This window comes from Cupriavidus sp. UGS-1 (assembly GCF_021213615.1).
Taxonomy (GTDB): Bacteria; Pseudomonadota; Gammaproteobacteria; order Burkholderiales; family Burkholderiaceae; genus Cupriavidus.
Window position 1 is genome coordinate 93998 of record NZ_JAJQJF010000001.1, and the last position, 13007, is coordinate 107004.

Here is a 13007-nt window from a genome sequence, read left to right on the forward strand (position 1 = left end):
CAGCGCCGCCAGTACGGGACCGAGGCCGGTCAACGCGCACCGATCGCATCCAACGATTCAAGCGCATCCATTGCGGCGGCGGGCCGAAGCAGTCCGATCGCTGCAGCCTACCAAGGAGACAAATCATGAAAGCCATCCCAACCGTCGTGCGCGCCTCGATGACGATCGCCGCGCTGCTTGCCGCGGCGTCGGTACACGCGCAGAACTGGCCGACCCGGCCGATTACCTGGATCGTGCCCTTCGCCGCCGGCGGCCCCACCGACGCGCTGGCACGCACCATTGCCGACCGCGTGTCGCGCGAAGTCGGCCAGTCGATCATCATCGAAAACACGCCTGGCGCAGGCGGCACGATCGGGGCAGGGAAGGCAGCTCGCGCGCCCGCGGACGGCTACACGATGCTGGTGGGGCATATGGGCTATATGGGCGCCGCGCCGGCGCTCTACAAGAAGCTGCCCTACGACCCGGTCAAGGACTTTGCCCCGGTCTTCCGCTTTCCGGATACGCCAATGGTCTTGATGGTGCGCAAGGACCATCCCGCCAAGGATGTAAGGGCGCTGGTCGACTATGGCAAACAGAATCCGGGCAAGCTATTCATCAGCAATGCCGGCATGGGCTCGACCTCGCACTTGATCGCGGCGATGTTCGCCTCGTCCGCCGGCATCAAGGTCTCGCTGGTGCCGTACAAGGGTGCGGGTCCGGCGCTGATCGATGTCATCGGCGGGCAGGTCGATGGCATGTTCGACCAGACCAACACCGCGTTGCCGCAAATCACCGAGGCCAAGGTCAGGCCGCTGGCCGTCACGTCGGCCAGGCGGGTGGCACAGCTCAAGGACGTGCCGACGCTTGCCGAGACGGTCGCTCCCGGCTTCGAAGCGGCAACCTGGTATGGCATCTATGCGCCCAAGGGCACGGCACCGGCGGCAGTGGAAAAGATGCAGCAGGCCTATTTGAAAGTGATGAAGGACAAGGCGTTCACCGACCGGTTGTCGGCGCAGGCGATCCAGATGCTGCGCGAGGACCAGTACACGGCCAGCGCGCTGGGAAAGCACACCGAAGCGGAAGTCGCCCGCTGGAAGGTGCTGGCGGCCAAGGCCAATATCTCGCTGGACTGAGCGCGATGACGGCGACCCGCACCGAATACGACGCCTTCGGCCCGGTCGACATCCCCGCCGACCGCTACTGGGGCGCGCAGACCCAGCGTGCCCTGGCCGTCTTCGACATTGGCAGCGAGCGCTTCCCGCCCTGTCTGATCCGCGCGTTCGGCCTGCACAAGATGGCGGCGGCCACGGCCAATCTGCAGTGCGGCGCGCTGGATGCCGGCATTGCGGCCGCCATCATCGATGCGAGCGCAGAGGTGTGGCACGGCGCCTTCGACGACCATTTTCCATTGACGGTCTGGCAGACGGGATCCGGTACGCAGACCAATATGAATGCGAACGAGGTCATCGCCAATCGCGCGAACGAGCGGCTAGGCCAACCGTTGGGGACCAAGCGGCCCGTTCATCCGAACGATCACGTCAATCGCTCGCAATCATCCAACGACAGCTTTCCGACGGTGATGCACCTTGGTGCGGTGCTGGAATTGCAAGGCACGCTGCTACCGGCACTGACGGCACTACGAGACAGTCTGCAGGCCCGCGCCAGGGACTTCGCCGATATCCTGAAGCTGGCCCGCACGCATCTGATGGATGCCGTGCCGACGACGCTGGGCCGCAGCTTCGAAGGCTTCGCCGCGCAGATGGATCACGCGGTGGCACGCATCGAATCGACGATGCCGCGGCTGCTGATGTTGCCGCAGGGCGGCACCGCCGCAGGGACCGGACTAAACGCGCCCGCCGGATTTGCGCAGGCATTCTGCGACGAGGCAAGCCGCCTGACGGGTCAGCCATTTCGTCCCAATCCCTGCAAGGTCGAAGGCATGGCAGCCCACGACGCGCTGCTGGAGCTGTCTGGCGCGCTGAACGTGATCGCGGCATCGTTCATCAAGATCGCCAACGATCTGCGCTGGATGAGTTCGGGGCCGAGCTGCGGCATCGGAGAAATCGTCATGCCGGAGGACGGGTTGACATCGTCGATCATGCCGGGCAAACGCAACCCGACGATCGCCGAGGTCATGGTGCAGGCTGGCATGCAGGTGGCCGGCAATCACGTGACCGTAACCATGGCAGCCGCCAGCGGCAATTTCGAGCTGAACGTCGCCAAGCCGGTGTTGATCCATAACGTGCTCCAGTCCATTCGACTGCTCGCAGACAGCGCGCGTACGCTGGCACAGCGGGTGATTCCAGGACTGGAGCCAAATCACGCGACCATGGCGCGACAGCTCGAGAGTCCGCTTCTGGCGGCCACCGCGCTCAATCCAGTGATCGGCTACGACCAGGCAGCACGGATCGTGCGCCACGCCATGGCAATGGGAATGTCGCCACGTCAGGCGGCGGTCGACCTGGGGGTGCTCGGCGGCGAGGAGTACGACCGGCTCGTGAACCTCGAGAAGATGGGGCGTGGAGTCGCATAGTCCTTGCCCCATGCAGCGGTGAACGGGCCCGAGCCCTTTTGGCTTGAAGGCAAGCAAGCTTTGCCGTTGACCTGCCGCTCGATCCGAAGCGATCAATGACGCGGCGGATTCGGATCGCTTCCTGCGGGGTTTCGCGTCTCCTGTACCTTCTGCTCGCCTACCGGCGCATTGCTGACCGGCGAGACCAGCGAGGACGGATCTATTGCGCCAGAGCCGGTCGGCGCCGTACTTCCCTGCGCCTGCGTCGCCGGGGCTTCCGATACACCGACTCTACGGTCATCGTCGCCACCGCACGCCGACACCCCAAGGGCTGCCAGCGCTGCGGCGAACGCTACGCCGGCGCAGCGGGTCATCGAATCCTGTTTCACCTTGCACCTCCTGATTCTCGGCAATCGCTGCATGGTGCGGCACGCTCGGCAGTGCGGCCCGGCCCTGCCTTCGTAGGGGCAGTCTTGTCGCAAATCGACGCGACGGAGAAGACGAAAGCTGTAACAGATCGTTACGCGTCTTCTCATTTGGATCGCCCGAACTACCGTCTGCAATATGCGGCCCGCATGTCGATGTTCAGCCTTTGGTGACCCCGCCAAGGAGGCAACAGATGGGTGCTCGAATTGCAGTGATATCGCTCGTCGGTGCGACTTTGCTGGCCGCACATCCGGCTCCGGCGCAAGCGCCTTCCACCGATGCACAGATCAACGCGATCGTGCAATCGATCCTCAACCAGATGACGCAAGCCGAGAAGCTCGACTACGTCAGCGGCACCGGCGCATGGGACGTCAAGCCGCTGCCTCGGCTGGGCGTGCCGCAGATCCGCGCGACGGACGGCGGCCTTGGCGTGCGATTGAGCGATCCGCAAGGCGTCGCCTATCCGGCCGGCCCTGCGCTCGCATCGACATTCAGCGTCGATCGCGCCAAGCAGATGGGTGTCGGCCTTGGCCTGGACACGCGCAACCACGGGTTCCAGCAGGTGACCGGCCCTGGCCTGAACATGTATCGCACGCCTTTCGCCGGCCGCGCGTTCGAGTACCTGTCCGGTGAGGATCCCTTTCTTGGCGCGGTGCTGGGCGCCGCGCAGGTCAATGCGATCCAGTCGCAAGGCGTGTGGGCCGACGCAAAGCACTATCTCGCCAACGAGCAGGAGGTCAACCGCTTCAACCTGATGGAGACCATCAGCGAGCGGGCACTGCGGGAAATTTACATGGTGCCGTTCGAATCGGCTGTAAAGAACGCCAATGTCGCGGTGATCATGTGCGGATTCAATGGGCTCAATGGCGCCGATCCCGTTTGCGAGAGCGAGCATGCGATTCAGCGGGTGCTGAAGAACGAATGGGGATTCAAGGGCATCGTCGAGACCGACTATGCGACGCTGAAACATGGCCAGGCCGCGGCAGTGGCGGGCGTGGATATCGAACGGCCGTCAGCGATGCATTTCACGCCGGCGGCGCTGAGCGCGATGCTGGCAAACGGCTCGTTGACGCAAGCCCAGCTCGACGACAAGGTGCGCCGGATTCTTGGACGCGTCGTGGCCTACGGGTTTATCGGCAGCGTGCCGCCGGCGACCGGCGAATCGCATCCTCCGTTTTCCGAGCGCGCCGCGCTGGACGTGGCGCGCGAGGGCATCGTGCTGCTGAAGAACGGCGGGCAACTGCTGCCGTTGCAGCGCGGCTCGGTGCGCAATATCGCGGTGATTGGACGGCTGGCCACCGACGTGCCGCCGACCGGCTTCGGCAGCGCCTATGTCCGTGCTTCGCGCTTCATCACCGAGATCGACGGCTTGCGGCAGATCGCCGGTCCGGGCACGAATATCGTGTTGCTCGACGCGCTGACGCTGGATCCGGCCCGCTCCGCCTGGACCACGCCGACTGGGCAGCCGGGCGCGCAGGCGCAGTACTTCGCCAATGCCACCTGGAGCGGTGCGCCGGTGTTGTCGCGCGTGGAGCCGGTGATCAACCTCGATACGTCGGGCAATGCGCCGCCGGGAAGCGCCTATACCACGCGCTATGGCGGCGACGGCTCGGCGCCACCGTCGTCGGTACGCTGGACGACCACGATCCGGCCCACGATCACCGGGCCCCATGTGTTCAAGGCCAGGGCCGATGGCGCGGTCCGTCTCTACGTCAACGGCCAGCTGATCATGGACAACGGCGAGGGGACGCCGCTTCCCAACAACGTGATTCCGCCTACCGTGCCACTGAGCGCGCGCATGCATCTGCAGGCTGGGCAGACCTATACCGTGCAGTTCGACTACTCGCGCCGCCCTGGCTATATCCCTGTGTTCGGCGGCTTCCTCGGCGCGCAATTGAGCTGGGCCTCGCTGCAGGCGCCAGCGGATCTGCGCAATTACGATGCGGTGGTGGTCGCGGCCGGCAACAGCGCGGAGTACGAGGGAGAAGGATTCGATCATCCCTTTACGCTGCCGGAATTCCAGGACGAGCTGATCGCCAACCTGTCGCGAGCGAATCCGCGCACGATCGCCGTGCTGCACGGTGGCACCGGACTCGACATGCGCAACTGGATCGATCAAGTAGGCGCGGTCCTGCACGCGTGGTATCCCGGCTCGAACGGCGGGCAGGCGCTGGCCGAGATCCTGTTCGGCGACGTCAATCCTTCCGGCAAGCTGCCCATCACGATCGAGCGGAACATCACGGACAACCCGACCTATCCGAACTACCCGCAGTTTTCCAACGATCCCAACATCCGCGCGATGACCTACACCGAGGACATCTTCGTCGGCTATCGGGGATTCGAACGCAGCAACGTGGCACCGCTGTTCCCGTTCGGGTTCGGGCTCTCCTATACGACCTTTACCTACTCGTCGCTGAGCGTGTCGCCAGGGTTTGCCGCGGGGCAGGGCCGGATCGCCGTGTCGTTCGATATCACCAATTCGGGCCAGATGGCGGGTGCCGAAGCGGCACAGGTCTACGTGAGCCAGCGCGGATCCGCGGTGCCCAGACCGGTCAAGGAGCTCAAGGGTTTCACCAAGGTCTTCCTGCAACCGGGGCAAACGCAACGGGTCACGGTGTACCTGGACCAGCGCTCGCTGTCGTATTTCGACCCAGCCCGCAATGCGTGGGTATCGGAAGCCGGCGCGGTCGATGTCCTGGTCGGCGCTTCGTCGCAGGACATCCGGCTGCGCGGCCAGCTGTTCAATATCCTGCCCTCGGTGGTGACGCCGCGCGCCAGCAATCCGCTGCCGGACCCGACGCTGGTGCAATTGGGGCCGGTGCATCCTTGATGCCGGCCGGATGATCGCTTGACGCCCGGCCGGCGGGATCCAAGGCCGCCAGTGACGTGAATTCGAACGCAGCGCCGCGTGGCCGGTTCGGCCACGCGTGCGGGCGGCCGCCGCGAGCCCCACGGGTGGAGTATTCGGACTGCGGAGCCGGCGTCCGCCATGAACCGCGCGTGAAGGCGGTGGTCGTGATCAGAACAGCAGGATGCCCCCCAACGCGCCGCCGCGCTGCCTCGCCGACAGCCCGTCGAACGACTTCGATCGCGTCTCGCCGATCTCGGCGACCAACGTGATGCTCTTGGTCAGGCTGTAATACAGGCCCGCGGTGAGATTGGCGTTGGATTTGAGTCCGGTCCCTGGGTTGTCGCGATTGCGGCTCTGGCCATAGCCCAGACCGAGCTTGATTCGATCCGTTGCCTTGTACGTGCCCTGCACAAGATAGGCGGAGGTCCGCACATCGCCCTGGTCCGCATCCGACAGAATGCCCAGGCCCTTGCCGGTCTGGTAGTTCGCCAGCAGGCCAAAGCGCCCGACGTTGACCGAGCCGCCGACTTCCACTGCCGCCATGTTCAGCGAGTTTCCAGCGGTGTCCTCCATGCGCTGCGACTTGCCGCCCAGCCACAGCTTGTACTGGTCGGTGCCGAAATTGACGCGGCCCTGGAACTGAGGCGTGTTCTTCGCCGTGTAGTCGGGTACGCCGATCACCGGCTGCTGATCGACCGGGCTCATCACTGCCACATCGACGGACAAGCCACTGAACGACGGGGTGGTGTAGACGAACTGGCCATAGGTGCCGACATAGGCGTAGCCCGCGCCAATATGACCGAGCGACACGCGACCGCGCTGCGTGGCACGGGTCGCGGCACCGACACCGAGCAGCGTCATGTCGTTGATGATCGCGTTGTAGCCATACAGCCCATAGTCGCGGCCGAGCTTGACCGTGCCCATGCTGCTGTTGCCGAACGTCAGGTAGGCCTGGCGCACGTCCACCACGTTGTTCTGGGAGATGGCGTCGCCGGTCGCGGCTGCCGCCCCGATACCGATCAGCGCGGCCACATCGTATTCGTCCTGGCGCGACTTCGCGCCGACCGACAGATAGCTGGGCAGCAGGCCATTGCCGATGACCGTGCTGTTGTCCTTGCCGCCGCAAGCGAGCGCGCGGCTGCCAAGCGCGAGGCCGCCGATGTTGTCGCCCGAGCACGAGTTCGTCGTATAGAAGGCATTGATATTGCCGCCCACCGTCAGCGTCCAGTCGCCGGCCTGGAACTCCGCGGCGCCTGCATGGCTCGTGCAGACCAGCGCGGCGAGGACACATGCGCGGCGGATGGATTGTTGGGGCGGTTTCGGTGTTGCGTGCTGCTTGTGCATGGATGTCTCCTCTTGTGTTGTTGATCTGATGCAGCCGGTTTGCCGGCCGGGCGCATTGCGCAAGCGGCGTGCCGGAGCAGTTGAAGAAGAGGGGCGGATCGAAGGGCTGTGGCGCGGTGAGGCACCGATGCGCACGCTTGAAGCAGCCGTGCCGATCGATGCGGCAAAACGAAACAGGAGGCTCGGCGTGGGCATCCCGAGACGCCGAGTTCAATGACCGGTCGATGCGTCGCTCGAGGACAGTTGTTGCGGAATCGGTCAGCGATGCGCAGGCACGCTGGAACGGCTGTTCACGACGTGCGCTGTGCCAATTCCGCGCACTGTGCTGCGCAATGCCACAACCCGAAACAATGCCGCGATCGAGGCGATGGGGTTACAGTCCTCGGAAACTCAAGCGGAGGGAAACATGACCGTGGCGAGGCGTTCGGCAGGGCTGGTGGTGGTTCGTCGGTTTGGCGCCCAATGGCGCTGCCTGGTGCTGCGTGCGTACCGCACCTGGGACCTTCCCAAGGGAACCCCGGAACCTGGGGAAGACCTGTTGCAGACCGCGCTGCGCGAGACTGCCGAGGAGACGGATTTGTCCGCGCTGACGTTGCCGTGGGGCGATGACTATCGTGAGACCGAGCCGTACGCCAAAGGCAAGGTCGCGCGCTTCTACATTGCCTTGTCGAGAGACGAGCAGGTCAGCCTTCCGTTCAGCGCGGAACTGGGTCGTCCGGAACATCACGAGTTTCGCTGGGTATCGTTTGCCGCGGCGCTGGACCTGCTGCCGCCGCGCTTTGGACCGATTCTTCGGTGGGCGCAGAGCGTGGTAGCGGCAGGCGCCGAAGAACTCCGACTGTAAGCCGATATCTGGCATGACGGCAGTCCTACGACATGATGTCGCCTGCAGGATTCGTTTGACTCGGCCCTTTTGGGGCCGAAATGCCATCCAGTTTTCGTACCGATCCGGTCGAGCAGCATCCCTGCCAGCGTAGTTTTTTATTCCAGTCAGGCCGGTCGCGATCACTGATTCGTTTTACCTGACTGCGGTGATATCCTTTCGATCATTTCGATATTGGTTAAATCGTCTGGGTCGTGAATATGAGCTGCCATTCGCGAATGCAGCATCGAATCGGGGCATCTATCACTTATCCGCCGATTTCGACGCTCGTTTGAATTGTTCGCGGCCAACGGCCGATCTTTGGCAGCATGTCGATGCCATAAAGGGAACCCATGCTTCAGAAGCAAATCGCTAGCGCTCAGCAAAGAGACAAAAACCACCGAAGTGCGACGGCGAAAGTCGCCACGATCTTGGGGGCAATTTTTTCCATTACTGCAGCGGTCGTGATTGTCGCTGGCGGGAACGACTGGCACGTGGGACCGGTGACGTCGGTGCACAATGGCTGGCTAGTTCCCGGAACCTTGGCCTTGGCGTGTACCGCTGTATCCTTTGTCATCACCAAGTGGAAGCTGGGGATGCGTGGTTCCGCAATCACGGTTCTGCTTGCCATCTGCCTTTGGCTGGTGTGCGCGCTGTACGGGTTCCGCTACCCTGTATCGTTCGCGGTTGTACACGCCCCTCACGACAGAGCCGGGCGAATCGAAGGTACTTTCCTGTTCAACCTTCGCTATTCCTCCGAGCCGATGAAGATCACGCATTACGACAAGGAAGGCGACCCTGAATTGTGGGGTAGCAGGACAGCCTTCAAGCTGTTGTCGATGCGTAGTGATGGTGCGAAGTGCAGGAGCGGCGGCTCCGGATGCCACAACGTCGATTGTGAGGTCGCGAAGGTGTGGTGGTTTGCCGGGGCAAGCTATACGCGTCAATGGCAGCAGGATTGGAGCCTCGTACCCCGAAGTCTGGAAAAGGACTGCAAGCCCGCCGAGCCTGCCCACATGAAGCAGTACGACAAATGGGGGATTCGGATCGAGTGATCCGCCATGTCGTTGCTGCACGGGATTTTCTTCATCCTTGCCATTCTCATCTTGCCATCCCTGGGCGGCGGAGTTGTCCATCAGATCGGCAGGCTGATGGTTGCATGCTGGCGACGTGCACGAGCCCCGCGCGCAAGATCCGGTCAATACCGCCATGCGCTGGCTGCGGAACAACTGCAAGGCAACCGATTCACTGCCGTCTGGCGATGGGTGACGATCGCGGTGATCGTCGCCTTGGTGGTGGCGGTGATTGTGCTATTCCCGAAGGAATCGCAGCTGCAGCGCAACCTGACGGCACTGGTCGGCTACTCCGCTACCCGCGTCTCCGTGCGGCTGACGCATGACACGCCGGCGGATCGTGCGGCGGTTATGACGGCACTGGAGCCGGTGCTGCGCGATGGTGGGCGAAAGTTCGTCTACCGCTCCGGCAAGCGCCGGACCGGCAGCTATTCGAATCGCGCCGTGATGCCCGCGAGATATCGGTTCGATGCCGCGACGTTGGAGATCGTCATGGGAGGAATCTTGCCCAACGATCGCCTGGCTCCGATTCACGCCGCGCTGACTGCGGTTGCGGCCCACCGGTCGCTCGATGCCCTCGAAGAGCGGTCTGCCGCAACGCTGCGGATCGGCGGGCAGATTTACTCATTGACCGTACTGCCGCGCACGGCCCGGCTCAGTGGTCTGGCGTACTTCGATCCGGAATGGGCAATGGACGAAAACGCGTGTCATCTGCGCATCCACGCCGAGGTGCCGCCACAGGCTTCGGAGGCGTTCTTTTCCACGAGGGTCCACGACGGGTCTCCCGATCTCGTCAGCTTGAAGATCGGCGAAGAGCCCGGCGCGACGTTCTCGGTTATCCGCATGATGACCACGCCGATATGGATCCGACGACCACACATGCGTTCGGTCGTTCTGGCGCTCGTTCCCGAGTCGTTCGACGCACGGTCGCAATCGTGCGCGCTCGATTTCATGTCCTTCATCGATTCGCGGCTGGTGTCCGCTGCAGCGTTGAATGCGATGCCCGGCCTGCAGGGTCGCATCGCCGCGGTACAGATCCCGCGGCATCGGATGTTCTGGCCCTGGTTCAATGGAAAGTTCGAACGATTCGACGAGGACGAGCGAGGTGTCGCTGGCGGTAAGGCATGCACGTACGAGGATTACGCACTGCTGCGAGCCGAAATCCAGTCGATCAAGGCTGGTTGCCAGAACAATCCGACGTCGGACGCCTGTGCCGCCGCGGAGGCTCGTCGCACGCAATTTGCCGCGCACCTGTTGCAGTGCTTTACGCGAATACGGGAAGGCGGGGAACCCAGTCGCAATTGAAGCCGAATCGGTGCAGATAACCAATGACAGCCGATGTCGCTCCATACCTGGAACCTCCCGCACCCCGATATCGTCCAAGCTGGATTGGGACCGATATGGAAATCCATCATGCGAAAAGCTTTCCTGAGTGCAATGAGTCTCGTCTTGCTGCTTGGAATGATGGCGGGATGCAGCAACACCGGCGCCCCGGGCGACCGGCAATCCGGCATCACCATGTACGGCACGGTCGACGCCGGCGTCAGTGTCACGCGGTAGGGCGGGGCAACCTATCTCGATCCGTCTTTAACCGCACGACAGTGGGTCGAGCCATTCGCCAATGACCGTGCGTGCGGCGCGTTCCAGCAGAGGACCATGCCGCGCGGCATCCGCACGGATCGCAGCGATGTCGAGCCGATGCGCGGCCAACTCATGCGCATGCCCGATCAACCATCGCTCTATCTGCCGATGATCGGCCTCAAGGTGAAATTGCAAGCCGAGAATGCGCGGTCCGAGCGAAAACGCCTGATTGGGAAATCCTGGCGTTTCGGCCAGACGCGATGCGCCTTCCGGAATGGCGAATTGGTCGCCGTGCCAATGCAGTACCGGAATGGCGCCAATATGCCGCAGCGGCGAGGCTCGGCCGTCCTCGGTCATCGTCAATTCGCCGTAGCCGATTTCCACCTTGCCCGCCGACGCCACCGTCGCGCCCAACGCTTCGGCCATCAGCTGCGCGCCGAGACAGATGCCGAGAGTCGGCTTGTCCTGCCCGAGGCGCGCCGCGATGGCGTCCTTTACCTCCGCGAGAAAGGGATAGCGATCCGTCTCGTACACACCGATCGGGCCGCCCAGCACCACCAACAGATCCGCCGCCGTCACCGTCGCACGGTCGATTGCGTCGACGCCGGCCTCCAGATAGCGGACCGTATAACCGCGTTCGGTCAATAGCGGTTCAATGATGCCGAGGTCTTCGAAGGCGACATGGCGGATTGCCAATGCGATCGGATTCATGCGGTTCAGCTCCATTCCATCAATCAAACAATCGGTCGCCGTATTGGCAGCATCTCGGCCCGCAATTCGGCCCGCATTTCGGCCGGCAGGGCGGGCGGATGAATGCTCCGCCCGCCCTGCCGCCAGGCCAAAGGGCTTACGCGGCGGCCCGCAGCTTCACCGCCGGAAAATCCACCGGCACGGCAAAGGCCACATTGACGTAATTGGTGAACAGATTCAGCGCCACGTGAGCAAGGATCTCGACGATTTCCTCGTCGCTGAAGCCTGCCTCGCGAACCGAGCGCACATCGGCATCGTTGACCTGCCCGCGCGTCTCGACGACCTTCAGTGCAAAGCGAAGGGCTGCCGCGGTTTTGGGATCGGTGGATTCGCCGCCCTGCGCTGCCGACATTTCCTCGGCGCTGGCACCCGCCTTGCGGCCCAGCGCGGTGTGGGCAGCGAGGCAATATTCGCAGGCATTGCGGTTGGCTATCGCCACGGCGATCTGCTCGCCAAGCCGTGCAGGGATGACGCCGCCGCCGAGCGCGCCGAAGCTGCCCCACATGCTGTCCAGCGCGGCCGGAGAATTGGCCACGGCCTTGAACATGTTGGGCGTGGCGCCGAACGCGCCGTGGATCTGCGTCAGCAGTGCCTGGCGGTCTGCGGTGGTGTGATTGGGATCGATCAACGGGACGCGGGACATGCGGTGACTCCTTGAAGGGGATGGCTGCCGTCCGAATGGAGCGGTCGAGTGGAATGGTAGGTAGAATGCCTGGACGCGAGGTGCAATAACGTCCATGAAACTTGTCCATTCATCCGAAATCGCCGCCCAGTCGCCGACGGATCCCGTCGATCGGTTGACCGCGCTGCTGGACCGGTTCCGTGTCCGCACCAGGCTGTTCCATACGGGAAAGCTGTGTGGGCGATCCACCTTCGAGCCGCTGCCGGGACGGGCCTTCCTGCATGTGCTGCGCCGAGGCGAGATGGAAGTGCGGCACCGGCCCGGCGATACCGACGTGCCGCGCTTCCACCTTGCCGAGCCAACGCTGCTGCTCTATCCCCGCCCCGTGCATCACCAGTTCATCAATCCTCCCGAGGACGGGTCGGATTTCACCTGTGCGACGCTGGATTTCGACGGCGGGGAACGCAATCCCATCGTGCAATCGCTGCCCTCGCTGGTGCGGGTACCGATCGATGCGGTGGAAGGGCTCGGGCCTGCGCTGGACCTGTTGTTTGCGGAAGCGGATCAGGTCCGCTGCGGCTCGCGCGTGCTGGCCGATCGCTTGTTCGAGGTCGTGCTGATCCAGCTGTTGCGCTGGATCATCGATCATCCCGCGGAGGTGGGCGTGACGAGTGGGCTGATCATGGGGCTATCCGATCCGCGCCTGGCGAAGGCGCTCGTCGCCCTGCATCGTTCGCCGTATGAGGACTGGCCGCTGGCGCGGATGGCCTCGACCGCGGGCATGTCGCGCAGCGCGTTTGCCGCGGCGTTCAAGGACGCGACCGGCACCACCCCGGCCGCTTATCTGACCGACTGGCGGCTCAGTCTCGGCGCGTCGATGATGCGCTCCGGGCGACCGGTGAACCTGATCGCCACGGAGCTGGGATTCGCCAGCGCATCGTCGTTCTCGAAGGCGTTCCGGCAGCGGATGGGCGTGTCGCCGCGCAAGTGGCTGGCGGAGTCCTGAT

Annotated in this window: 11 protein-coding genes; 8 read left to right on the forward strand and 3 right to left on the reverse strand. The window is 63.8% G+C overall.

Annotation, left to right across the window (positions count from 1 at the left end):
- The first annotated feature begins 125 nt into the window (after positions 1 to 125).
- From LRR16_RS00445 to LRR16_RS00455, 3 genes are all read left to right on the forward strand, one after another.
- Positions 126 to 1112 (forward strand): tripartite tricarboxylate transporter substrate binding protein BugD, encoded by a 987-nt coding sequence (locus tag LRR16_RS00445; RefSeq protein ID WP_006575501.1) that lies wholly within the window; start codon positions 126 to 128, stop codon positions 1110 to 1112.
- A 5-nt stretch (positions 1113 to 1117) separates the two neighbouring features.
- Complete coding sequence (locus LRR16_RS00450; RefSeq protein ID WP_232204334.1) at positions 1118 to 2512, forward strand: lyase family protein; 1395 nt, start codon at positions 1118 to 1120, stop codon at positions 2510 to 2512.
- Positions 2513 to 3215: 703 nt separating this feature from the next.
- The gene (locus LRR16_RS00455; RefSeq protein WP_232204335.1) at positions 3216 to 5747 is read left to right on the forward strand and encodes a glycoside hydrolase family 3 C-terminal domain-containing protein; all 2532 of its coding nucleotides are present in this window, start codon (positions 3216 to 3218) and stop codon (positions 5745 to 5747) included.
- Positions 5748 to 5936: 189 nt separating this feature from the next.
- Here the strand turns inward: LRR16_RS00455 and LRR16_RS00460 are convergent, their stop codons facing one another.
- Entirely contained in the window at positions 5937 to 7307 is a 1371-nt protein-coding gene (locus tag LRR16_RS00460; protein ID WP_232204336.1) for a porin, read from the reverse strand.
- Positions 7308 to 7416: 109 nt separating this feature from the next.
- Here LRR16_RS00460 and LRR16_RS00465 point away from each other — a divergent pair, with 109 nt between their 5' ends.
- From LRR16_RS00465 to LRR16_RS00480, 4 genes are all read left to right on the forward strand, one after another.
- Positions 7417 to 7956, forward strand: a complete 540-nt coding sequence (locus tag LRR16_RS00465) for an NUDIX domain-containing protein (RefSeq protein ID WP_232204337.1) — start codon at positions 7417 to 7419, stop codon at positions 7954 to 7956.
- Between the two features lie 371 nt (positions 7957 to 8327).
- On the forward strand, positions 8328 to 9029 hold the full coding sequence (locus LRR16_RS00470; protein WP_232204338.1) for a hypothetical protein: 702 nt from the start codon (positions 8328 to 8330) through the stop codon (positions 9027 to 9029).
- A 6-nt stretch (positions 9030 to 9035) separates the two neighbouring features.
- Entirely contained in the window at positions 9036 to 10352 is a 1317-nt protein-coding gene (locus LRR16_RS00475) for a hypothetical protein (protein WP_232204339.1), read from the forward strand.
- Between the two features lie 33 nt (positions 10353 to 10385).
- Complete coding sequence (locus LRR16_RS00480; protein WP_232204340.1) at positions 10386 to 10607, forward strand: hypothetical protein; 222 nt, start codon at positions 10386 to 10388, stop codon at positions 10605 to 10607.
- Positions 10608 to 10634: 27 nt separating this feature from the next.
- Here LRR16_RS00480 and LRR16_RS00485 read toward each other — a convergent pair whose 3' ends face one another.
- Both LRR16_RS00485 and LRR16_RS00490 read right to left on the reverse strand, forming a co-directional pair.
- Complete coding sequence (locus tag LRR16_RS00485; protein ID WP_232204341.1) at positions 10635 to 11339, reverse strand: glutamine amidotransferase; 705 nt, start codon at positions 11337 to 11339, stop codon at positions 10635 to 10637.
- A gap of 136 nt (positions 11340 to 11475) precedes the next feature.
- Positions 11476 to 12021 carry a carboxymuconolactone decarboxylase family protein gene (locus LRR16_RS00490; RefSeq protein ID WP_232204703.1) on the reverse strand — a complete coding sequence of 182 codons (546 nt, stop codon included), beginning with the start codon at positions 12019 to 12021 and terminating at the stop codon, positions 11476 to 11478.
- A 94-nt stretch (positions 12022 to 12115) separates the two neighbouring features.
- Between LRR16_RS00490 and LRR16_RS00495 the strand changes: the two genes are divergently transcribed.
- Positions 12116 to 13006, forward strand: coding sequence for an AraC family transcriptional regulator (locus tag LRR16_RS00495; RefSeq protein ID WP_232204342.1), 891 nt, complete (start codon positions 12116 to 12118; stop codon positions 13004 to 13006).
- Position 13007 lies beyond the last annotated feature (1 nt).